The sequence below is a fragment of the Microbispora oryzae genome (assembly GCF_017896165.1).
GTDB lineage: Bacteria > Actinomycetota > Actinomycetes > Streptosporangiales > Streptosporangiaceae > Microbispora > Microbispora oryzae.
Map to the genome: position 1 here is coordinate 478430 of NZ_JAFCNB010000001.1, position 21719 is coordinate 500148.

Consider the following 21719-nt stretch of genomic DNA (forward strand, 5'->3'; position numbering starts at 1 on the left):
ATCCGGCGGCGGTCGTCAGCGCCTTCCCGGCGACGGAGGGAGAAGGGCGACCTGGTAGCGGTCGCGGTAGGCCACCCGGGAGCCGGGGGCGTTCTTGACGCGGATCACCCGTACGGTGTGACCCGCCTCGCGCAGCTCGGCCCAGTGGGCCCGGCCATACACGCGCCAGCCCTCCTCGGTGTACCAGAACCGGACCCGGCGGTTGTTCAGCGGCGGCAGGCGCAGCCCGTCCAGCGAGGAGCATGGACCTCCCGACGCCCACGCCCCGCGCAGCCGCGTGCCCGAGGGCCGCTCGCCGTCGTCGCGGGGGAAGTCCGCGTCCACCCAGCTCGTGATCGTGTCCGCCAGGATCCGGTAGAGCATGCCAGCACCTCCCACTCCAAGGATGGGCCGGATCGCCGGCGGTGACCAGGGTGCGGAGCCTCAGGCGGAGTACGGGCACTCGCGGGTGGGCCTGGCGCACCAGCCTCTGGGCGACCTCGAGCCTCTGGGCGACCTCGAGCCCGACGCCCGGCAGCCATTCGGGCGTCGTCGGAAGGGTGCGAGCAGCTGCGCTGCAAGGAGATCTGAGTCGTCGGCGTGCCTGTCGTGACGGTTGGATCTTCGAACTGAACCAGATGGCGGTTTCGCCCTACTTTCTGGGCCTAGGCCAGTCAGGTTCTTAAGCGATGCCGAGGTGGCATCGTCCGGCCTGTTCCCGGCGCTCCGTCGTAGGCGAAGCTGGAGCGGTCGCGCCGCTCATCAGGTGCCCTCGGCGCCACCTTGCCCTCCTTGTTCACGATGATGCTACGAAGTCCCGGAGGCGATCTACCGCTGCCCCGCCCGTCGAACCGCCGCCCACTACCGACTCCCCTCGGACCGGCCGTTACGGCTCATGCGTGTTGCGGCTTCGTCCTTTTCCCGCGGTGACCGGAGACGATGATGACCGGGGCGAAGTTTTCGCTGCGGCTGTGAGCCCACGTGGGGGTAACCGAGCCGTTCGAGGTGTGCGTACGCGTCTTGCTCGAGCCGGCCGCCGTGAACTTGTGGCGGGCCTTGTGAGACTCCTTCGGCCGTATCGATGTTTTCGGAGAGGTCGTGGCGTCGGCAGTCGCGGGTGGACTCGTCGACACCGATGACGAGAGTGGGGGTGTGGGCAGCAGAGAGGAGACGATTACGCTACGGATCAAGTGGACGTCGGTGAACAGCCCCGTCGAGGCGGCGAAGCCGAAGGAGTAAGCCGCAGGCACGGGTTCTCGGGATCGCGGTCAAGGTTCCCTGAAGTTCGCCCGGCAGCGTCGACGGCCAAGGTCCTGTGGTGGAGAAGTTCGACGTCGCCGTCTGCTCCCAGTCGCCGAAGTAGTTGCCGAGCACGTCCAGCCCGATGCCGAGGTATCCCCCGTTCACGCCCGGAAGGAAGGGGCCGCACGGAACGATTCCACGACCGTACGCCGAATGCGAGAGATCGCCTCACTCCCTACTGCGACGGTCTCCGTTCAGGCGCGGGACGAGCGAGGCCGGGCGGCTGGTTCTGCGGAGGATGTCCTCAGCTTGAGCATGTAAGGGGGCGGCACCCATCGAGATGATCGCGGGCATGGCTTCCCCGACTATCCGCACGGCCTCCGCCTGCTGTCCGGTACGCAGCCGGACCTCGGCGACGGCCAGCCGGATCTGGGACAGGACGTGCCTTTCCTGGTTGTGGGTCGCCAGATCCGCTGCGAGCGCCAGTTGGGCGTCGGCCTCCGCATATTCCCCGCTGTCGATGGCGACCCGGCCCAGCCCCAGGCGGGCATGGGCTTCGCCCTTCCTATCCCCTATGTCGGCCAACGCGCCGGCCACCGAGAGCAACATCGCACCAGCCTCATCAAGGCGCCCCGCCTGCCGGTATGCCTCGCCCATGTAGAGCAGCACGGTGAGACGACACCAGGACATCTGACTCCTCGACGCCACCTCCAAGGCCGTTTCGAGTAGGGGCAGGGCCTCGTCCGGATGCCCCTCGCCCAGGTGGATCTGGGCCAGACCACGCAGTGCCATGGCCTCGGCAAGGTCATCTCCGATCTGGGGCGCGACTTCCCGGATGTGCAAGTAGCGGCGCATGGCGTCGTCATGGCGACCGCGCCGGCGATCCAGCATCGCGCGTGACTTCCACAGTTCAATCCGACCGTGCGGTTCGTCCTGGTCGGTGAAGATCCGCTCGGCCGTGTCGAACAGGGTATCGGCGTCGTCGACGCGCCCGAGAAACATGTGCAAGTCGCCGAGCAGAGTGGCGCACAGTCCTTCGACTCGCCGGTCGCCCGATCGTCGGGCCGCCTGCTGCGCGGTGGACAGCAGTGTCCGGTATTCGGCTGGAGAGTTCTGCACGGCGGACAGCCAGCTCCCGGCGAGGGCGATTGCCCAGCACTCCTCGAACAGCTCGAGTGTCAGGGTCTGTCCGACCAGGCCGGAAATCGTGGACGACTCCGCCTCCAGCCAACCGATCCCATGTTCGGCGGCGAGCGCGAGGATCTCCGGATCTACTCCAGAGCCGATCTTACGGGCCAGCCGCACCTGGTAGTCCAGCCCGCGGTCCGCCTCTCGTGCCGCGGCGGCCAGGCTGGCCAGATGCCTGGCGGCGGTCTGGATCGTGCCGATGGCCGGTTCCCTTTCGGCTATCCGCTCGCGGCCGTACGCGCGCAGGAGGTCGTGCATGCCGTACCTGATCTGCCCGGCACGATCCCGTCCGAGCGGCTCCACCCCGTGGGCCTCGGCCAGCCGTTCCATCAGGTCTTCAGCCTCGGTGAGGCTTACACCGATCACCGCGGCGGCCAGCCACAACGGGAAGTCCGGGACGTCGAGCACGGTCAGGCGCCGCAGCAGCCGCCGTTCCGGCTCACTCAATACCTGGTGGCCCACGTCGAAGCTGGCCCGCACGGCGAGATCGGAATAAGACAGCACATCCAGCCGCCGGTGCTCGTCGGCCAAGCGCCGGGCCAGGTCGTGTAACCGGTGATGTGGTCGGGCCCCGAGTTGGGCACCGACGATGCGCAGCGCGAGCGGCAGACCACCGCACAACCTCCCCACCTCGCGCGCGCTCTCGGCCTCTACGGCGACCCGTTCGGCTCCGGCGATGCGCGCCAGCAGGTCTACTGACTCCTGCTCATTGAACGGGCGCAGGCCGATGAGTGCCTGCGCACCCAGCCCGGCGAGCCGCCTGCGGGAGGTGACGAGCACCGCGCAGTTCGCCGAGCCGGGTAACAGATGCCGTACCTGCTTCTCGTCCGAGGCGTTGTCGAGCACAACGAGTGCCTGACTGCGCGACATCAGCGTGCGAAACAGCGCCGCGCGCTCGTCCAGTTCTTCAGGAATCGATCCTGGGTCCACACCGAGCGCCCGCAGGAACCCGGCGAGCACCTCCTGCGGCCTGGCCGGCGCGGCGTCCGCGCCGCGCAGGTTCACAAACAGCTGGCAGTCGGCAAACCGAGACAGCACCTGGTGCGCGACATGGACGGCGAACGCCGTCTTGCCGATGCCCGGCGCGCCGGTGACCACGCAGGTCCGCGGCGCCGCATCGGTCTCACTCAGTGCCTGTACCGCGGCGGCGATCTCCCGCTCGCGGCCGGTGAAGTCGCCGGCGTCGGCAGGTAACTGCGCAGGCGCGGCCCACGGTCGCTCGGGCTTCTCGCGATCGGTTCGGCCGTTCGGGACGCGGTCGGCCCATGAGAGCGCACGCCCCGACTCGATGAAGCGTTCCCGCTCAGCACCGGCAAGCTCCAGCGCCGCCGCCACCAGTTCCACCGTGCGAGCCCGGGGACTGCGCCCCCGCTCCATCTCGCCGACCGACCGCGCGCTGATACCCGCCCGCTCGGCGAGCTCCTCCTGAGTGAGCCGGCATCGAAGCCGATGCCACCGCAGCAACGCCGCGAACGCGCCCCGCCCGGAAGAAGTCCCATTTGCGATCATGCCGTGAGACTAACTTCCGATGGAACGTCCGATCAAACGTCCCGGTGAGGGGAAAGGGACAGCCTGTTTCATAGTTCGAGAAAGCTGGCACCATGATGTGTGGCCACGCTGCCACGATCCGCACTCCCGCCAAGAGAGCGAAAACCGATAAGGCTCAGGCGAGCCGGCTGATCGATCCTACGAGATATGTCAGGACGGGCCGCGACTCGGCATCAATTCCCCGGGAGAACTACGAATGAAGCCCCGGAGTATGTTCATGGCTGCCACTTCAACAGCTCGCTACTCGCACCAGACTTGATCCATGAGACAGGCAACCATGCAGCCGATGAGCGGCGACATATCAATGGCTTGGTCAGGACACTGACCACCCCGCTCGCCATCGACCCGGGCCGAGCAGAACGGGCCGCCGGGTCCGCTTTCCCTTCTGGATGACACCCACCTCGCGAAGGCCGGAGGGTCCCGGGGTGACCCGAGACCCTGCGCGCTCGCGAATCCACCGGCACAGAGCTCAATGGAGATGGAGCAATCCCCGAACGTTGATCCTCTCGAGCCGTCGCTCGACCACCACGCCCACGGGCCAGTCTTGGACGAGCCGGAGCAACTCGCTGGCCTCTTCCTCGGCGGCGGACGGGTTGTATCCCTGTTGATCGAGGCTGGAGCGGATGGCTTCGACGTAGTCGTCCCGAGTGAAGTCCTTGATCTCGCGGACGATCGCGGTAGTGGTGGCGCGGTGGGAGTTCAGCCCGGCGAAGGCGCGGCCACACCCGCACCTGCCGTCCGGATCCTCGCTGTCCTTAGTGCAAACGATGCCGAAGTGGACGAGTTCGCCCTCGACGCAGTGGTTGAAGTCGTTCTTGCGGTGACCTTGCGTCGCCGCGGTGGCAGTGAGCAGTTTCACGGTGCGTTGCTCCCTTGATTGTCGGGGGGTCACGGCGGCAGTCGCCGCCTCCGGATCCAGAGATAGCAGTCCGCACCGACAACAACACAGTCCGTGACATTCACTGTCCGCTATGGGAGCAATGGAAAAATTGGCCGGGATCTGCGGCAAATGCCGGGACGCGTGACGCGCCGATGTCAAGAGTCACCTCACGAACTCCCGTGCACCCCGCAGCCTGGTCGCAAGATGCGGCTGAGTCCGGCCGCAGTCCAACCGCACATCCATCGGCCCGCGCAGACCGGCGTCGGCGCGCCGGCCAAACGGCAGCCGGGCCGAGTCGAGACCATCACGCCGCGCGATAAGACATCCAAGCTCATATCGGCTTACCGCATCCGCCCCGGCCACGTGATGGATCCCCGCGCGATCAGAGCAAGCGAGCTCCACGATTGCCGCCGCCAGATCGCGGACATGCACGGGGCAGCGCACATCGTCAGTGAAAAGGATCCCGCGCATTCCGCCCACGGCCAGCGAACGCACCAGGGCTTCATGTGAGGAGTCGCCGTCCCCGATAATCAGAGAAGTCCGTACGATCACCGCCGCGGGATTGGTCACCCGCACCGCCGTCTCAGCGGCCGCCTTCGCCGCCCCATACGGAGTGACCGGATCGGGAACGCAGTCCTCGGTATAGGTAATCGCCTCACCAGAAAAGACGGCATCGCTGGAGACATGTACCAAGCGTGTGTCGTTCGCTGAGGTCGCGATCGCCACATGAGCGGCACCCACAGCCGTCGTCGCCCAGTCCGGTTGCCGGAAGGCCGCGTTGATGACGACGTCGGAGCCGAACGCGCCGATCAGGCCGGCCACGGCCCCACGGTCACGAACATCGAGCGGCAGCCAGGTGACTCCCGCGGCCGTTCCCGGCCGAGTCAGATAGGTCGCGGCCACGACGTGGCCCTCCGTCGCGCACTGCCGCACGAGTTCCCTGCCGAGAAATCCGCTGCCGCCCACAATGAGGATTCTCATGGCTGTGACCGTAGCGGGTCGATCAGCCCAGGACCTTGGGTTCCCACCACCGCAGACCACGCTTCCGCGTTCTATTCGACGCCACTAGATTCTTTCCCCGTGAATACAGTCCAGTGGAGGGCACGGCCGCTCTCGGTGTTGTAATTCATGGTCGTCGTCGTGGCAAGGCTGATCAGTTTCTATGGAACCAGCACCACCACCTGGTATTACGAGATCGTGTTCATGATGTTCGCCACCTGGGTCGTGCTGGTCCTGTACTGGCTCTCGTGCTCGCGGGTGACGTTCCGACGGCCTGACCAAGCCGGTGCGGCCCCTCACTCATGGGAGGGGCCGCGCCTGTCCCCTTCGCCGGTCGGGCTCAGGGGGATGTCTCACCTGCCGGTCAGACCACCGTGCAGGGAACGCCGTTGAGGGTGAAGGAGGTCGGCTCCGCGGTGTTGCCGGTGTGGTTGGCCTGGAAGCCGATGTCGACGGTGGCCCCGGGGGCGAGCGTGCCGTTGTAGCTGACGTTGGTGGCGCTCACCTGGCCGCTGGAGGGCGAGAAGGTGGCGTTCCAGCCCGAGGTGATGGACTGGCCCGAGGGCAGGGTGAAGACCAGCGTCCAGCCGTTGATCGTCGAGTTCCCGGTGTTGGTGATGCTGATGCTGGCGGTGAAGCCGCTGTTCCAGGAGTTCATCGTGTAGGCGACCCGGCATCCTCCTGCTGTGCCGCCACTGGGCGACGGGGACGGCGAGGGCGACTGGGAAGGCGAAGCCGAGGGTGACGCCGAGGGTGAGACGATGACCGACGGGCTGGGCGAGGGGCCGCCGCTCACGCTGGTCACGAAGGTCGTCATGCTTCGAGCGGGAAGCGTGGCGGTGAACGAGCCGTTCGACACGCTGGTCGATCCCTGGGGCGCGACGTTCCTGTTCGCGTCGGTCACCCAGGACGAGACACTGGCCACGGTGCTGTTCGCCACGGTGAACTGCTGGCTGACCGCGGAGGTTCCCTTGTTGATCGCCACGACGACGACAGTGGAACCGCTGCCCCGGTACGCCGAGACGTAGACGTTCGACGCCGGGTTCGCCGGCGCGTCGACCCGCACATATCCGGGACGGACGAACCTGGCGAACTGCGCCATGATGGCGCCGCGCTTGCTGATCTGGCCGTCCTCCCGCATGGGGCCGTAGCTGCGCCGGATGTACCACCAGACGTACGCCTGGAACTCAGCCTCCACCATGGCGCGGTGCATGTGTTCGCCCACGTCGAGCGCCTGGGGCCAGGTGTCCGCCGAGTCGGTGCTGTTGGGGTAGTACACCTCTGTCATCCAGAGGTCCTTGCCCGCGCCCTTCTGCTTGAAGAGGGGGTACGGGAAGTTCGAGTACGGCGTGCCGTAGAGGTGCGCCCCGATGATGTCCACGTTGGCGAGCGCCGCGGAGTCGTTGAGGATCGGGTCCGACATGCTCTTCACGTACTGGAAGGACTCGGGCGCCATGACCTTGGTGTTGATGGACCCGGCGTTCTGCTTCAGGAAGTTCACAATCTCGGTGGCGGTCCACCAGGTCCAGGTGGAGGCGTAGTCGGGCTCGTTCTGCACCGATATGGCGTACAGGTTGACGCCGTTGTTGCGCATGTACGTGTTGAAGTCGTTGAGGTGCTGCGCGTACGCGGCGTACGAGCTGTACTTGAGGCGCTTCGCATTGGTCTGACTGCCGCGGGTGAAGGTCTCGGTCATGCTCGCGGGAGGGTTCCACGGCGACGCGAAGACGGTCACCCCCAGCTCGGCGGCCCGTTTCGCCGTCGCCAGGTCACGGCTCCAGTCCGACTGGTTCTCGTTGACGGGGATTCGCAGAATGGAGAACCCAAGCTTGCCCTCGCCGGTGCCGAACGCCGTTTCCCGCTGGGCGGCCGTGAGGTCGCCGGCCCAGGCCGCGTGGGTCATGCCGCCGAAGCCCCGGATCGTCTGCCGCGACGCCGACGGATCGATGACCACTGTCGCGGCCGCCGCCTCCGAGATCCCCAGGACCGACGCCGCCGCCGTGAGGACCGGCAGGCTCCCCATCGTCGTCAGGACGGACCGGCGGCTCAGCAGCCTCCGCTCGCCCTTCACGGGGTCATTCTGACCTTGCGTCATGTCTGCTCCTCTTGACTGTTGGTGCCTATCCGCGCCTGCTCGGTCCCGCCTGCCGACCGGCGCCCGCCTTCGGGGTCGCTAGTGGGATGTACTGTGGTCCTGTTAGCGATAACATTTTTGGGTTCGATCGACTCCGCGATCGCCGGCGACGATGCCTCGCATGGATCGGCACGCGAGTGCGACGGGATACGGACCGTCAGGTGGTCGCGGAGGGTGACACTTCAGCGGAGTGTCGTTCGGCTCAGGGCAGGGGGCAAGCAGGAGGCGGCCCGCGTGCAGGTGAGCTGTGCGAATGCCCCGCCGAACGGTGAACATTTCAGGTCAGGGACCTGCGGCCCCACAGAGGTTCCGCCATCGACGACCTCGTGAATCCGTGCCGGCGCCCGGGACGCTCACGCGGCGGCGGCACCCGCCACCGGTGCCGCCTGACTCACGGCGACGGCGCCCTGCCCCCGCGCAGGTAGGCGATGCCCATGTCCAGGGCGGCCTCCAGGTGGGCGGTCTCGCCCGTGGACATCTGGATGAGGACGCCCCCCTGGATGCCCGCGAGCAGCGCGGCCGCGGCGTGATCGGCGTCCAGGGCGGGGTCGATCTCACCGGTGTCCTGCATGTGCCGCACCCCGGCGGCGATCTCACCCTGCCAGCGGTGCATCAGTTCGGTGACCACGGCCCGCGCGCCGGGTGAGCTGTCGCCCAGATGCGACGTGACGGAGTTGAGCGGGCACAGCCGGCCCTGCTGCCGGTAACGGTCGACGACCTTGTCGCGCCACGACTGCCAGGCGGGCCAGGAGGTGAGCTCGTCGAGCTGGGGCCGCTGGTCCTCCAGGACTCGGCCGGCCTCGTAGCGCGCCACGGCCAAAAGCAGTTCCTCGCGCCCGCCGGGGAAGTAGTGGAACAGCTGGCTCTTGCTCGCCGCCGTGACGGCGAGCACGTCGTCGAGGGTCGTGCCGGCGACGCCGTGTTCGCGGATGTGCTCGGCCGCGCCCTCGAGGATGCGCTGCCTGGTCGCGGCTCCCTTGCGGGTCAGCGAGCGCATGGCCGTCCCCCCAATCTGGACTCTGCGGTCCAGGCTAACGGAACAGATTTCCGTGACGTTCTGCCCACAGTTCCTCGTCCAGATGGCGATCTCGCCATCGCTCCGGCGGGTCGGCCAGCCAGTCGTGGCCGAATACGGCGAAAGGGTGGTCGGCGCGGACGCACTCCAGCTCGTGCTGGCCCAGGTAGTCCATCAGTGGCCGCCAGAACGGCCCGTTGGCGACGACGAGGTAGGAGGCGGCCAGCCCCGGTTCGTGCAGCCAGCCGCGGGTCATCCGGGCCTGGAACAGGTCCGTGATGGGAGACGGCTTGGCCTCGTAGGCGGGACAGATCAGGTGCCGGGCGATCGCGATGTGCGCGCCGGGCGGCATCGCCGTCCGGCGGCCGACGTCGTGCCAGACATCCGCGACGACGGGATCGGCCTCCAGCTCGTCCCGCTCCGGCCTGCGCAGGGTCAGCCAGCTCATGAACGCGCGCAGGCGCCCGGTCCGGCGGCACCGGAGCACCTCGAACGTCTCGGGCCTGCGCTGTAGCCAGAACCGGACGGACCCGGCCGTGAACTCGCCGTGCGTCTCACGTGCCATGGCGACGAGCTCGTCGTGGTCGGCGGGAGTCGCCGCCGACATCCGCAGGTCCTCCTCCCCCACCTTCGACACGTACCGGGACAGGACTGCGCCCCGGCGGCGCAGGTGGCTGATCGTCCGCATGACGGCCACGCTCGCGTGTGGTTCGCGGGCGTCGCGCAGGAGCTCCCCCATGACGTAGCGGCGAATCCGCCGGTGCATCCGCTCGTAGCCGAGCGGATCCCGCCACCGCAGGTGCTGGTCGAGGGCCTCTCTCAGCACGCCGTTGACGGTCAGACCGTGGGCGGCCGTCTCGACGCCGGGCTGCCGGCCGAGCCAGTCGAACAGCTCCTCCGCCCGGCCACCTGGCACCGCGGCCCGCAGCAGGTCCTCGGTGGTGTCGCGGGCGTGCGCGCACACGTACAGCGCCTGCCGGTGGGCGGACGTCGGCGCCTGACCGGCCAGCAGCGCGAGCACGTTGTCGACCACGTAGCGTGCGGCCTCACGCCGGGACGGCTGTCCGGTGACCGACATGTTCCTGCCGACCTCGGCGGCGAGCGACAGGGCGAACGGGTTGCCGGCGGCGAAGCCGGCGATGGACGCCCGGAGGCTGGGATCGACGCCGCGGGATTCGAGCAGCGCGGCGGACTCCGCGGCGCTGAGGGTCTCGAGATGCCGGACGACAAGCGTTCCGGCCCAGCGCGGATCGGTCAGCCAGGCGGCGCTGGGCCCGTTCCGGCCCGCCAGCACGATGACCGCGTCCCCGGGCAACCGCCGGAGATAGTCGTCACGCAGCCACGGCTCCAGGCCGCCCAGCTCTTCGCAGGCGTCGATGAGCAGAACCGGCCCGGGAACCCCGGAAAACTCGGCCGCGTATCCTTCGAGGCGTTCGCGCGGGTCCGTGGCCGGGCCCTGGAGGTGCCACACCTGCCTGCCCGCGTCGGTGGCGTCGTGGGCGAACTCGCGCAGGAGTGCCGACTTGCCGATGCCCGCGGGTCCGCGGACGAAGAGGACCCCCGGGCCGTCGCCGCGGCTCTCCTCCAGCATGTCCCGGAAGGCGGCCAGCTCGGCGCCTCTTCCGGCGAACCGCCGATCGAGCCGCCGATCGTGGCGCGGATCGAGTGGCCGAGTGGGCTCCACGCGTCTCTCTTCCACGGGGGCCACGGCGGGGGCGAACTCCTCGTCGTGGTCCGCGTCGGCGCGGAGAATCCGCTCGTGGATCGCCCGCAGCCGTGGCCCCGGGCTGACGCCCAGCTCCTCACTCAGCAGGTCGTAGACCATCCGGTAGACCTCGATGGCCTCCGCCCGCCTGCCGCCGCGGTAGAGGGCGAGCAGGTAGATCTCGTACAACGGCTCTTCGAGCCGGTTCCGCTCGATGAGCAGCGGGACCTCGGCCACCACCTCGGCGTGCCGCCCCAGCTCCAGGCGCAGCCGCAGTGACTCCTGCGTGGCGGCGAGCCTCAGCCGTTCCAGCCGGAGCCGCTCACATTCGGCGGCCTCGCCCGGCACACCGGCAAGCGCGGTGCCCGTCCAGAGCCCGAGCGCGTGTTCCAGATGGTGCGCGGCGGCCGGGATGTCCCCGTCCGCGCGTGCTTCCCGTGCGGTTTCCACCAGGTCGGCGAACTCGGTGGCGTCCAGGGCGAACCGCGACAGGTCGAGCATGTAGCCCCCGGAGTGGGAGCTGATCGCCGAGTCATGTCCGTGCTCGGACAGCAGCCGCCGGATACGGGAGACGTATGTACGGATGACGGCCTCACCCGTGGCCGGCGCCCGTTCGCCCCACAGGCCGTCGACCAGTTCGCCCAGCTGCACGACGCTGCCGGCGTTGGCCAGCAGCAGCGTCAGGACGGCCTGCTGTTGCGGCGTGCCCAGATCCACCCGGGCGCCGCCGCATTCGAGGCCGGGCGGTCCGAGAACGGTGAATCTGGATGGGGCCGAGGCCGGGTCAGACGCGGTGGGCACCGTACGCACGATAGACGCGGCGGGCGCGGCGGGTTCGCCCGGCCCGCCACCGCGAGCGTCATGTGACGCTGTGCGTGTACGCCGCCCGCGAGGGGGCGCACGGCCGGAAGATCTGTCCAACCCCGAGGTCAGTAGGCTGATGCGCGGTGACCGGGCACGGCTGGGGACCGCCGGTGCCGGGTCGTGCGACGCGAGGGGGCGGAAACCGCGATGGCGGGGGTGAGCTTCGGGCTGCTCGGCCCGATCATGGCCTGGCGGGACGGGGAGGATCTGGACGTGGGGCCGCCGCAGCAGCGCGCGGTGCTCGCCCTGCTGCTTCTGAGCGAGGGACGTCAGGTCGCGCTCGACGAGATCGTGAGCGCCGTGTGGGGCGCCGAGGCGCCGCGCGGCGCCGTCGCGACGACCCGTGCCTACATCTCCCGGCTTCGCCAGGCTCTGACCTGCGGCGACGCCGCCGGGCCGGGCACCGAGGCGGAGATCGGCTCGGCGGGCCGCGGCTACCGGCTGGTCACCGGCCCCGGCGCGATCGACGTGGCGGTGTTCCGCCGCACGACCGCCGCCGCGCAGAGCGCCCGCGAACGGGGAGACGTCACGGAGGCCTCCCGGCTGCTGCGCGACGCGCTGACGTTGTGGCGCGGTCCGGCGCTCGACGGGCTGAACGGCCCCTTCTTCGAGGGCCGGCGCGCCTGGCTCGAACAGCTCCGCGCGTCGGCCGTGGAGGAGCGCTGGGCCCTCGACATCGAACAGGGCGCCTGCGGCGAGGCGATCGCCGAGCTGACGCGGGCGACGGCGGCGGAGCCGTACCGCGAGCGGTTGTGGGAGCTGCTGATGCTGGCCCTCCACCGCGACGGCCGCCGGGATGAGGCGTTGTCGGCCTATAACCGGATCGCCCGGCTGCTGGACGACGATCTGGGCCTGGGGCCCGGTCCCGGTCTACGGCGGACGCGCGCCCGGATCGGGACGCCGGCCGGCGCCTCCCTGGTGTGAGCGGGCCGCGATCTCCCGCCGGACGAGCCGCCGTGCCTCCCTCCGGGCCGCCGATCCAGCGGACGTATAGCTCCGATATAGACGCCCGTCCCGGACGCCAACCGTTCGTCGACACTTCCGTTCCATGCTGTCCCTACGCTCGCTGCCATGTCGAGCAACTCCGAGGCCGTCGCCGTCGTCGAGACGCGCCTCATCCACGAGTCCCACCGGCGCGCCACGACGCTGCTGTCCGAGGCCGCGACCCGGACCTCCGTCGCTTTGCCGGCCCTGGCCGAGCTGCGCGATTTCCTGGTCGCGCACCTGCGGCACCACCACGAGACCGAGGACCACAAGCTGTGGCCGATGATCGCGTCGGTGGCGCCGGACGTGGCGGGACGGTTCGCCGAGCTCAGCGAGGAACACGACGAGCTCGACGCCGCGCTCGACGCCCTGGGAGCCGCGCCGATCCACGCGGACGGTGACCGTGACGGGCTCGCGCGGGCGGCCGAGGTGGTCCGGTCACTGGTTCACCGTCATCTCGAGCACGAGGAGCCGCTGCTGTTTCCGGCGTTGCGCGAGCACGTCTCTCCCGGCGAGTGGACGGCGTTCTCCCGCGAGGTCGTCGCGACCTCGCCGATGGAGGGGGCGCACCTGATCGTCGGCTTCCTCGACCAATCCGGTACGCCGGAGGAGGTCGCGATCGCTTTGGCGGGGTTGCCGGAGCCGGCGCAGCGCTTCGTGCCGGCGATGCGCGAGCAGGCGCACGCCGCCCTCGCCGTCCTGTCCGGCACGAAGGAGGGCTGACAGAGGGCCTGCCGCATACGGGCCCGGGGATCGCGGCGCTTTCGGGGGTTCGCCGCGCTCCCCGGGCCTCCGGCCGCCCTCCGCCGGTGTCCACCGGAGCCCGCACCGGTGCAATAACGTGATGGAGTGGTCAAGGGCAAGGGCATGGAAACGGCCCCGGTCGTGAAAAATCCGGACGTCGAGCCGACGGGTGACGACCTCGAAGCGCTCACCTCCGCCGTGCTGGCGGTGTCCCGCGTACTCGTCGCGATCTCCGCTCGTTCTCTTCTCGCCGCGGAGGACAAGGTCACGCTGCCCCAGTTCCGGATGTTGCTGGTCGTCGGGCAGGGTGAGACGAAGCTCGTCACGCTGGCCCAGCGGCTCGGCGTCAACCCCTCCACGGCCATGCGCATGGCCGACCGTCTCGTCGCGGCCGGGCTCGTGAGCCGGGAGGTCAACCTGAACAACCGCCGCGAGACGCTGCTGCGCCTGACCGACAGCGGGCGGCGCATCGTCGACGAGGTCACCGCCCGCCGCCAGGCGGAGATCTCCGCCATCCTCGCCCGCATGCCGGCCTCCCGGCGCCGGGCCGTGCTGGCCGCGATGCGCGAGTTCAACGACGCCGCCGGCGAGCCCGCGCCGCGCATCTCCTTTCCGCTGGGCTGGCCGGACCCTCCCCCCGCCTGAGTACGGAGCGGGCCGTCGCCCGCGATCACCCCGCCCGCGGCAAATCATTGCATAATGCAAAGAACAACCGTTGGGCGCGGCGGCGAGACGGGGTGAGCCCGCGCCCGCACCTCCGCCGGAGGAAGGCACCGCAATGGAGTTCATCGGACGCCCAGAACCCCCCACCGGACTTCGGCGGGCGCTGTTCCGGCTGCCCATCGGCCTCTACCGGGCCCGGCTCGGCTGGCTGCTCGGCGGGCGGTTCCTGCTGCTCAACCACATCGGCCGGGTGAGCGGGAAGGTGCGGCAGGTCGTCGTGGAGGTCGTCGAGCACGACCGCACGGACGGCGGCTATGTCGTCTGCTCCGGATTCGGGCCGGACGCCGACTGGTACCGCAACCTCCGGGCGACGCCGGAGGTGACGGTCGAGGTCGGCACGCGCACGATTCCCGTCACCGCCAAGCCGCTCACGGCGGAGGAGGGCGGGGAGTTCATGGCCCGCTACGCCCCCCGCCATCCCAAAGTGGCGATCAGGCTCGTGCGGTTCATGGGCTTCAGGGTGGACGGCTCGGAGGCCGACTACCGGGCGGTCGGCCGCGAGCTTCCCTTCGTACGGCTCGCCCCAAGAGGCTGAACACGAGACCGGAGACCGTCCGCGCCCGGTCGGCCGCCACCTATGAAGCCGCGTGTTCTCGCTGGAACAGCGCGGCGACGGCGGCCAGGACGAGCAGCACGGCCGACAGCCACAGGCCGCGGGCGATGCCGCCGTCCCCATCGGAAAGCAGGCCCGACAGCAGCGGCCCGACGGCCTGGCCGACGGAGAACGCGACGGTCAGCAGGGCGATGCCCGCCGTCCACCCCGACGCGGGAAGCATGCGCCTGGCGATCACCGTGGCGGCCGTCGGCCCGGCCATGAAACTCGCCCCGAAGATCACCGCTGACACCAGGGCGGCGGGCACGCCCGCCGGCATGAGCAGCACCGGCAGCACCCCGAGGAACACCAGGGCCGCCACCAGCGCGGGCGCCCGGCCGCCGCGCAGGGCTCCCGCGACGTGCGCCCACACGGCGAGCGTGGCGGCGACCGAGGCGACACCGAGCACGACGAAGAACAGCGCGGTCGTGGACGAGCCCAGCCCCTGGGACTTGAGCAGCGCGATGACGAACGTCATGTAACTGACGTAGCCCGCGCCGTACAGCACGTACCAGATGAACGTCGGCAGCAGGCGGCGCGCCTGACCGCCGGCCAGCAGGGCCGCGTGCGCGCCGGTCGCCTCGGGCACCGCGCGGGCGCCGAGCCAGGCCGGCAGCAGCGCGACGACGGCCAGCGACCCCATGAGCAGCCAGCCGAGCCGCCACCCGCTGTCGCCGCCGGCCAGCGCGGCGGGCACCACGAGGCCCGATATCACCACGCCGATGCCGACGCCCGCCATGTAGACGGCCACCAGCGAGGCCGAGCGGCGCTGGACGGCCCCGGAGGCGATGCGCGCGGCCAGCGCGGATCCGACGACGAACGCCACGGCCGTGGTGAAGCCGCCGATGAAGCGCAGAGCCAGCAGGACGGCCATGGTCGCCGTCGCCGCGGTCGCGAGCAGCGCCAGGGCGCTCACGGCCAGCCCGCCCACGAAGGCGGCCCTGCCCCCGAGCCGCCTGGCCCAGTGGGCGGCGGTGGCCGCTCCGAGGATGTAGCCGAGGGCGTTGGCGGTGTTCATGCCGCCCGCCTGGGCGTAGGTCCAGTGCAGTTCCTGGTGCATGGGCGGGAGCAGCAGCGCGTAGGCGAACCGGGTGAATCCCAGCGCCACGACCGGGCCCGCGGCCAGGCCGAGCGCGATCGTCGCCTGCCGGAGCGCCCCGGCCTGCCGCGCGGGGACGGAGACGGCGGTCATGCCCGGCCCCCTCGCAGTACCTGACCCATCATGATCGTGGTCTCCTCTCGTCTCGGGTGTCACGAGAGGTCAAGCCGGCGGACGGCCGGAACGATGGCCGTCGTTCGGGCCGCGATCTCCTCGGATCCGGCCGCACGCGCGGCGATCACGGGCGAGGTTGAGACGGCCAGGATCGCGTCCCGTCATTTCCGGTGAAACCGACACGTGATCTCTGGAGCGTCCTGACGTAAGCTCCGGATCATGAGGCATGAGCCGCTGTCCTGTCCCCTGTGCTCCACGAATATGGAGGAGGGGGTCGTGGTGGGAAGGTCGCCCGGCGTGAAGTTCAAGAAGCGGACGACCGTGTTCGGAGATCTCGGTGGCGAGCTCCTGACCACCGGCATCTTCAATCACAGCGTCGAGGCGCTGCGCTGCGACAACTGCGGCACGGTGGTCATCCCGGGACGCGCGGTCTCGTCGAACTCCTGACGGCGCGCTCCCCCGCGCCATCATCGGAGCCCGTACGGCTCGTGGAGGGCCGTTTCCGGGGAGACTCGTGACAAGCGAGACTCCGAGGGAGGGGCATACGGTGGCTACCGAGGAGATCGGGACGACGCGGGCTGGCGCCGAGGGCCGCGGAGAGCCCGCGTACCTGCGCCGGCGGCCCGCTCCGGCGCTTCGGCCACTGGTCGCCTGGTACTCCGGCTACCGCATGGCCGGCACGCCCGGGACCGTCCACCGGGGGCTGCCCTCGCCGTACCTGACCATGATCGTCACGCTCGACGATCCGCTGGTGATCGCGGCGCATCCCGATCCACACATCCCGCCGGGGTCCTACGACACGCTCGTCGGCGGTCTGCACACGACGCCCGCGCTGATCGCCAACGACGGGCGGCAGTCGGGCGTCCAGCTCGCTCTCACGCCCCTCGGCGCGCGGGCGCTGCTCGGCACGCCCGCCGGGGAGCTGTCCGGGCTCGACGTGGACGGCGCCGACGTCCTCGGCCCGCTGGCCGGCGAGCTGCGCGAACGGCTGCTCTGGGCACGCGGGTGGGAGCAGCGCTTCGCGGTCCTCGACACCGCCCTGTCCCGGCGGGCCCGGCTCACGCGGGAGCAGCCCGCACAGGTCGCGCGGGCGTGGCGGCGGATGCTGGCGTCCGGCGGAGACGTGACGGTGTCCGGCCTGGCCCGTGAGGTCGGCTGGAGCACCAGGCACCTCAACGGCCGCTTCCGCGAGGAGATCGGCCTGCCCCCCAAGGAGGCCGCGCGGGTCGTGCGCTTCGACCGGGTCAGGCGGAGGCTGCAGAGCGCGGCCGGCTCCGGCTCGCGGCCGCTCCTGGCCGACGCGGCCGCCGCCTGCGGCTACTACGACCAGGCCCACCTCGCCCGCGAGTTCGGCGCGTTCGCCGGGTGCTCCCCCAGCCGGTGGCTGGCGGAGGAGGGCGGTCAGTTCCGAAACGTCCAAGTCACCGGCCACGGTGGGGCGGCAGACTCAGCGATATGACCGACACCACAACACCATCACCGCAGGTCTGGCCGACCCTTCGGGCCCGCGACGCGCGCGCCCTGATCCGTTTCCTCGTCGACGCCTTCGGCTTCGAGGAGACCGCCGTGTACGGCGAGGGCGACAGGGTGGAGCACGCCCAGCTCTCGTGGCCGCCCGGCGGCGGGATCATGCTGGGCTCGGTCCGGGACGACCCGGACGACGGCTGGAAGCTCGCACCCGGCTCCTTCGGCGCCTACGCCGTCACCGGCGATCCCGACGCGCTGTACGCGCGGGCGACCGCGGCGGGAGCGCGGGTCATCCGGGAGCTTCAGGACACCGGCTACGGCTCCCGCGAGTTCGCGGTGCGCGACCCGGAGGGCAACCTCTGGTCGTTCGGCACCTATCGCGGCGAGCCGCGCACGGCGCCCGAGGCGTAGCCCCCCCGCCGTCGGGTACGGCGGAGGCCGCGGGAGTCGCTACCCTACGTACGACCCCCGCGCTTGTTGAGGAGTGTGCGATCGTGCGCGTTGTTGACGCTTTCCGCGAGGCCTACGGCACCGAGCCCGCCGGGGTCTGGCACGCCCCCGGGAGGGTCAACCTGATGGGCGAGCACACGGACTACAACGACGGCTTCGTGCTGCCGTTCGCGGTTCCCTGGGGCGCCACCGCCGCGGTCGCCCCGCGCACGGACGGCGTGGTCCGGGTCATGTCCCTGCAGGCGCCGGGAGAGAGCCAGGCGGTGGACGACCTCGACGAGGCGCGCGGCTGGGCCCGCTACGCGGTGGGCGTCGTGTGGGCGATGCGGGACCGCGGCCTCCCGGTGAAGGGCGCGGACGTCGCCGTCGACGGCGACGTGCCGCAGGGCGCCGGCCTGTCCTCGAGCGCGGCCCTGGAGATCGTCGTCGCGCTCGCGCTGAACGACCTCTACGACCTCGGCCTGGAGCGCATGGAGCTGGCCAGAATCGGGCAGCGGGCCGAGAACGACTTCGTCGGCATGCCCTGCGGGATCATGGACCAGGCGACCTCCGCCCTGGGCAGGGAGGGCCACGCCCTCTTCCTCGACTGCCGCTCGCTGGCGAGCCGGCCGATCCCGTTCGACCTGTCCACACACGGCATGCGGATTCTGATCATCAACACCGGCGTCCACCACGAGCTGGCCGACGGCCAGTACGCCAAGCGCCGTCAGGAGTGCGAGAGCGCCGCCAAGCACCTCGGCGTACCCGCTCTGCGCGACGTCACCGACCTCGCCGCCGCCCTCCAGCGGCTCACCGGGCCCGAGCGGGACCGGACGCAGCACATCGTCACGGAGAACCACCGGGTCGAGGCGATGGTCGGGCTGCTGCGCGCCGGGGCCGTCCAGGAGATCGGCGCGGTGCTGAACGCCTCCCACATCTCGATGCGCGACCAGTTCCAGATCTCCTGCGCCGAACTGGACGTCGCCGTCGAGTCCGCGATCAAGGGGGGTGCCCGCGGCGCCCGCATGACCGGCGGCGGCTTCGGCGGCTCGGCGATCGCGCTCGTCGCAGACGACCGGGTGGACTCCGTGCGGGCCAGGGTGCTGGCGGCCTACGAGGAGCGGGGCTGGGCCCCGCCGACGTTCTACTCCGCCACCCCCGCGGCCGGGGCGCGCAGGATCCGCTGACCCCCGCGCCGCCGCGACGTGGACTCCAGTGGGCAGGTCGAGGGAACGGTCAGGCGCCTGGCCGCCCAGGTGTACCGCGCCTTGCACGGGAACGGCCTCCAGGCCGAGCCCGTGGTCGAGCTCGCCTGCCTGATGGAGGAACTCGGCTTGAGCGGCCCGGCCGTACGAGAGATCTTGGAGCGCCGGCCGGTGGATCTGAGCCCTTCGGACGTCGACCGCCTCGGGCGGGGCCTGCTTGAGCTGATGGACTTCGAGCATGGCTTCGACCTGGAGCCCGGCTTGTGGGAGACCCTGGAGAGCGCGGTCGAGGCCGTCGAGCGCGACCTCCGCTCCTCCGGAATCGAGGGGGCGCTGAGGATCACGATGCCGGACTGGGACGACCATGGATGCGCCCGGGTGGAATTCCGCGGCGCCTGTGGCTCGCCTCCCATCTGGCCGAGCACCGGCAGGGACGCCGAAGTCGCGCTCGCCGAGGTCGCCGACGCCGCTCAGGACGTCGTCATGGATGTCGTCTGGACCGTGTGGCCGACCTGCCCCGACCATCGGCTCGGCCTGCACGCCGCGCTGGTGGAGGGGGCCGCCGTATGGCGGTGCGCGGGCGCCGGCACGCATACGGCCGCCACGATAGGTGACCTGCCACGGCCACGGCGACCGCACCGGTAACGGCCGTAATGCACGGAAAAGGCGTTGCCGCCGATGGTGTGACCCCGGATATGGTCACGCGCCAGAAGCGCCATAAGGCGCGGCCGTCCCACAAGGAGTGCGCGTGACCACGTTCGATGTTCCCGTTCGTCTGGAGACCGAGCGCCTTGTGGTGCGGCCACACGAGCCAGCCGATCATGACCAGGTGGCCGCGCTCGTCGTGAACGGGGATGCGTCCGGCGTCCTTCCGCCGGGCTCTCCCTCTGCTGTCGAGGAGGTCGAGGAGTGGCTCGCTGAGGGCGTTCACGGACTGCGGCGCTCCGGCAAGGGCGTACAGCTGGCGATCTTCACCAAGGACGGCGAACTGGTCGGCGGGATCAACCTGCGGGGAACCGACTGGGACACCGGCATCACCGAAGTGGGCTACGGCGTGGGCCCCAGGTCTCGCGGGCGGGGCATCGCACCCGAGGCGCTTCGCGCGGTCACGCGTTGGGCTTTCTCGCTGGGCCTCCGTCGGGTGGAGCTACGCACCACTTCCGAGAACGAGGCGTCCCAGCGTGTCGCGGCCAAGGCCGGATTCACCTACGAGGGCACGTCGCGAACCCCAGCCCGTCCATAGCCCGCACCCATGTTCGGACGAAGGACAGCCCCGGTCCGGTGGCCGGATGGCCGCCGAACCGGGGTGAGAGGCCTCTGGGCCGCCGGCGGCTCTACGCTGTGCGATCTAGGTGATCTACGCGATGTGCGAAGCGTCGGCGAGACCGCGAACCGGTGGCCACTGTCAGCAGTGCGATGCCTGATAACCGGTGCTGACCCTGGTCGAGCCGTACGAGTGCGTCGTGTTGGTGGTGGTGGGATACCACGACTCGACGGCGCCCTCCGCGAAGATGCAGTTGTTCGGCGAGTACACCGTCACAGGGCCGGCGTAGTAGTAGTAGCGGCCATACGTGCCGGCTGTCGCGGGGTCGCGCTTGGAGCCGATGTTCGTGCACGAGGTCTTGCTGGGCGTGGTCTGCGAGCACTTCACCAGCACGACGTACATGCCCTTGAGGATTCCGTAGGAGTTCGGTCCGGTCGCGACCGTGACGGCGCAGTTGTTGCCGGTGGAGCTGTCGTAGTAAACGTCCAGGTACGCCCTCAGATCGCCGTACACATCGTCGTACATCGGGATGTGCTCGATCCGGCTGCCGCTGCACCCGTCGGCCGCCTGGGCCGGCGCCGACACCGTCGTGGCCAGCCCGACGACGCAGGCTGCCGTCAGCAGCAGAGCCATGGCGCCACGACGGATCCGGCGTCCTAAGTCGTTCATCAGGTCCCCCTCGTCTTGATATCGGCCGCACGGCAGATATCACGCGCAAAGGCTGATTCGTGATCATCAGCCCATTACGGGAAGGATCTTAGGCGACGGCGATCTAGACGACAATCGTGGATGACTACTCGTCAGGCGGATCGCATCGCCGGCCGGGCCGGGTGTCCGGCGCCCCGGCGTGCCGACATCAGATCAGGCCCGTGAACCTCCATGGGGCCGAGGCCGTGGACACGGCCTTCGGCGAGCAGACCCGGTAGCGCCTCCCCCGTGGCCCCAGAACGACTCAGGCCCCCTTCCCGGATGGGAAGGGGGCCTGAGCCTTCTCGGCTCCCGCGATAGGACTCGAACCTATAACCTGCCGGTTAACAGCCGGCTGCTCTGCCGATTGAGCTACACGGGATCGCTCTGCTCCGCGCTTTCCGGCCCTCAGGCCTTCCTTGCGGCGCGGAACTAGATTAGCGCACTCGGGGGGGTGTCTGTCACATCCAGTGCTGTTGGATATGTGCAGGCCCTGCGGGTAGGGGGGCGGGGAACACGAGCGCGGAGGTGGAAGATGCGGTACAAGGCGGTGTTCGCCAGCGGACTGGCCGTCGGCTACATCCTGGGCACACGGGCCGGCCGCGAGCGGTACGAACAGATCAAGCGCTTCGCCCAGCGGGTCGCCGACAGCCCCACCGTGCAGGAGGCCGCCGGGCTTGTGGGCGCCCAGGCGTCGAAGGTGGCGGGCAAGGCCAAGGACATCGCGGGCGACAGGTTCGGCGACAGAGTGCCGTTCCTGCGCCGCCAGGAGCCCTGGGAGGGCGACCCTGTGGGGGCCGCCACCGGATGGCCGGGCTCCGACGCGGACCGGACCACCTGACCGGCCGTCCCGCCCG

Annotated in this window: 20 protein-coding genes and 1 tRNA gene; 11 read left to right on the forward strand and 10 right to left on the reverse strand. The window is 70.1% G+C overall.

Annotated elements, in window-relative coordinates; genetic code table 11:
- Positions 1-15: 15 nt before the first annotated feature.
- The 7 genes from JOL79_RS02175 to JOL79_RS02210 all read right to left on the reverse strand — a co-directional run bounded on the left by JOL79_RS02175 (position 16) and on the right by JOL79_RS02210 (position 11491).
- The gene (locus JOL79_RS02175; RefSeq protein ID WP_210153884.1) at positions 16-363 is read right to left on the reverse strand and encodes a hypothetical protein; all 348 of its coding nucleotides are present in this window, start codon (positions 361-363) and stop codon (positions 16-18) included.
- Positions 364-1449: 1086 nt separating this feature from the next.
- Positions 1450-3918 carry an ATP-binding protein gene (locus JOL79_RS02180; protein WP_210153885.1) on the reverse strand — a complete coding sequence of 823 codons (2469 nt, stop codon included), beginning with the start codon at positions 3916-3918 and terminating at the stop codon, positions 1450-1452.
- 508 nt (positions 3919-4426) lie between these two features.
- Entirely contained in the window at positions 4427-4816 is a 390-nt protein-coding gene (locus tag JOL79_RS02185) for a DUF7715 family protein (RefSeq protein WP_210153886.1), read from the reverse strand.
- Positions 4817-4999: 183 nt separating this feature from the next.
- Positions 5000-5818, reverse strand: coding sequence for an SDR family oxidoreductase (locus JOL79_RS02190; RefSeq protein ID WP_210153887.1), 819 nt, complete (start codon positions 5816-5818; stop codon positions 5000-5002).
- Between the two features lie 382 nt (positions 5819-6200).
- Positions 6201-7931 carry a glucuronoarabinoxylan endo-1,4-beta-xylanase XynC gene (gene xynC, locus JOL79_RS02200; RefSeq protein WP_307848255.1) on the reverse strand — a complete coding sequence of 577 codons (1731 nt, stop codon included), beginning with the start codon at positions 7929-7931 and terminating at the stop codon, positions 6201-6203.
- Positions 7932-8361: 430 nt separating this feature from the next.
- Entirely contained in the window at positions 8362-8967 is a 606-nt protein-coding gene (locus JOL79_RS02205; protein WP_210153888.1) for a TetR/AcrR family transcriptional regulator, read from the reverse strand.
- A 34-nt stretch (positions 8968-9001) separates the two neighbouring features.
- On the reverse strand, positions 9002-11491 hold the full coding sequence (locus tag JOL79_RS02210) for an AfsR/SARP family transcriptional regulator (RefSeq protein ID WP_210153889.1): 2490 nt from the start codon (positions 11489-11491) through the stop codon (positions 9002-9004).
- Between the two features lie 210 nt (positions 11492-11701).
- Here JOL79_RS02210 and JOL79_RS02215 point away from each other — a divergent pair, with 210 nt between their 5' ends.
- The 4 genes from JOL79_RS02215 to JOL79_RS02230 all read left to right on the forward strand — a co-directional run bounded on the left by JOL79_RS02215 (position 11702) and on the right by JOL79_RS02230 (position 14540).
- On the forward strand, positions 11702-12478 hold the full coding sequence (locus tag JOL79_RS02215; protein ID WP_210153890.1) for an AfsR/SARP family transcriptional regulator: 777 nt from the start codon (positions 11702-11704) through the stop codon (positions 12476-12478).
- Positions 12479-12625: 147 nt separating this feature from the next.
- Positions 12626-13261: a hemerythrin domain-containing protein gene (locus JOL79_RS02220; RefSeq protein WP_210153891.1), complete on the forward strand. Its 636-nt coding sequence runs from the start codon at positions 12626-12628 to the stop codon at positions 13259-13261.
- 126 nt (positions 13262-13387) lie between these two features.
- A complete protein-coding gene (locus JOL79_RS02225) occupies positions 13388-13927 on the forward strand; it encodes a MarR family winged helix-turn-helix transcriptional regulator (protein ID WP_307848256.1) in 540 nt (179 codons plus the stop codon).
- Between the two features lie 133 nt (positions 13928-14060).
- Positions 14061-14540, forward strand: coding sequence for a nitroreductase family deazaflavin-dependent oxidoreductase (locus JOL79_RS02230; RefSeq protein WP_210153892.1), 480 nt, complete (start codon positions 14061-14063; stop codon positions 14538-14540).
- 40 nt (positions 14541-14580) lie between these two features.
- Here JOL79_RS02230 and JOL79_RS02235 read toward each other — a convergent pair whose 3' ends face one another.
- On the reverse strand, positions 14581-15789 hold the full coding sequence (locus JOL79_RS02235; RefSeq protein ID WP_210153893.1) for a YbfB/YjiJ family MFS transporter: 1209 nt from the start codon (positions 15787-15789) through the stop codon (positions 14581-14583).
- Positions 15790-16029: 240 nt separating this feature from the next.
- Between JOL79_RS02235 and JOL79_RS02240 the strand changes: the two genes are divergently transcribed.
- From JOL79_RS02240 to JOL79_RS02265, 6 genes are all read left to right on the forward strand, one after another.
- The gene (locus JOL79_RS02240; protein ID WP_210153894.1) at positions 16030-16257 is read left to right on the forward strand and encodes a PF20097 family protein; all 228 of its coding nucleotides are present in this window, start codon (positions 16030-16032) and stop codon (positions 16255-16257) included.
- A gap of 100 nt (positions 16258-16357) precedes the next feature.
- On the forward strand, positions 16358-17269 hold the full coding sequence (locus JOL79_RS35300) for a helix-turn-helix domain-containing protein (RefSeq protein ID WP_307848257.1): 912 nt from the start codon (positions 16358-16360) through the stop codon (positions 17267-17269).
- Positions 17266-17688 (forward strand): VOC family protein, encoded by a 423-nt coding sequence (locus JOL79_RS02250; RefSeq protein WP_210153895.1) that lies wholly within the window; start codon positions 17266-17268, stop codon positions 17686-17688. The genes JOL79_RS35300 and JOL79_RS02250 overlap by 4 nt, the downstream gene beginning before the upstream one ends.
- Positions 17689-17771: 83 nt before the next feature.
- A complete protein-coding gene (gene galK / locus JOL79_RS02255; protein ID WP_210153896.1) occupies positions 17772-18893 on the forward strand; it encodes a galactokinase in 1122 nt (373 codons plus the stop codon).
- Between the two features lie 18 nt (positions 18894-18911).
- Positions 18912-19556: a hypothetical protein gene (locus tag JOL79_RS02260; RefSeq protein WP_210153897.1), complete on the forward strand. Its 645-nt coding sequence runs from the start codon at positions 18912-18914 to the stop codon at positions 19554-19556.
- 103 nt (positions 19557-19659) lie between these two features.
- On the forward strand, positions 19660-20154 hold the full coding sequence (locus tag JOL79_RS02265) for a GNAT family N-acetyltransferase (protein WP_210153898.1): 495 nt from the start codon (positions 19660-19662) through the stop codon (positions 20152-20154).
- Positions 20155-20316: 162 nt separating this feature from the next.
- Here JOL79_RS02265 and JOL79_RS02270 read toward each other — a convergent pair whose 3' ends face one another.
- Positions 20317-20844, reverse strand: coding sequence for a hypothetical protein (locus JOL79_RS02270; protein ID WP_210153899.1), 528 nt, complete (start codon positions 20842-20844; stop codon positions 20317-20319).
- A 327-nt stretch (positions 20845-21171) separates the two neighbouring features.
- Positions 21172-21244: transfer RNA gene (locus JOL79_RS02275), tRNA-Asn, on the reverse strand.
- A gap of 153 nt (positions 21245-21397) precedes the next feature.
- Between JOL79_RS02275 and JOL79_RS33670 the strand changes: the two genes are divergently transcribed.
- On the forward strand, positions 21398-21703 hold the full coding sequence (locus tag JOL79_RS33670; protein WP_230984019.1) for a YtxH domain-containing protein: 306 nt from the start codon (positions 21398-21400) through the stop codon (positions 21701-21703).
- Positions 21704-21719 lie beyond the last annotated feature (16 nt).

Coding starts and splice junctions, on each gene's coding strand:
- JOL79_RS02220 (WP_210153891.1), top strand. CDS start 12,626: ATGTCGAGCAACTCCGAGGCCGTCGCCGTCGTCGAGACGCGCCTCATC.
- JOL79_RS02215 (WP_210153890.1), top strand. CDS start 11,702: ATGGCGGGGGTGAGCTTCGGGCTGCTCGGCCCGATCATGGCCTGGCGG.
- JOL79_RS33670 (WP_230984019.1), top strand. CDS start 21,398: ATGCGGTACAAGGCGGTGTTCGCCAGCGGACTGGCCGTCGGCTACATC.
- JOL79_RS02270 (WP_210153899.1), bottom strand. CDS start 20,844: ATGAACGACTTAGGACGCCGGATCCGTCGTGGCGCCATGGCTCTGCTG.
- JOL79_RS02230 (WP_210153892.1), top strand. CDS start 14,061: ATGGAGTTCATCGGACGCCCAGAACCCCCCACCGGACTTCGGCGGGCG.
- JOL79_RS02235 (WP_210153893.1), bottom strand. CDS start 15,789: ATGACCGCCGTCTCCGTCCCCGCGCGGCAGGCCGGGGCGCTCCGGCAG.
- JOL79_RS02205 (WP_210153888.1), bottom strand. CDS start 8,967: ATGCGCTCGCTGACCCGCAAGGGAGCCGCGACCAGGCAGCGCATCCTC.
- JOL79_RS02240 (WP_210153894.1), top strand. CDS start 16,030: ATGAGGCATGAGCCGCTGTCCTGTCCCCTGTGCTCCACGAATATGGAG.
- JOL79_RS02180 (WP_210153885.1), bottom strand. CDS start 3,918: ATGATCGCAAATGGGACTTCTTCCGGGCGGGGCGCGTTCGCGGCGTTG.
- JOL79_RS02190 (WP_210153887.1), bottom strand. CDS start 5,818: ATGAGAATCCTCATTGTGGGCGGCAGCGGATTTCTCGGCAGGGAACTC.
- xynC (WP_307848255.1), bottom strand. CDS start 7,931: ATGACGCAAGGTCAGAATGACCCCGTGAAGGGCGAGCGGAGGCTGCTG.
- JOL79_RS02175 (WP_210153884.1), bottom strand. CDS start 363: ATGCTCTACCGGATCCTGGCGGACACGATCACGAGCTGGGTGGACGCG.
- JOL79_RS02250 (WP_210153895.1), top strand. CDS start 17,266: ATGACCGACACCACAACACCATCACCGCAGGTCTGGCCGACCCTTCGG.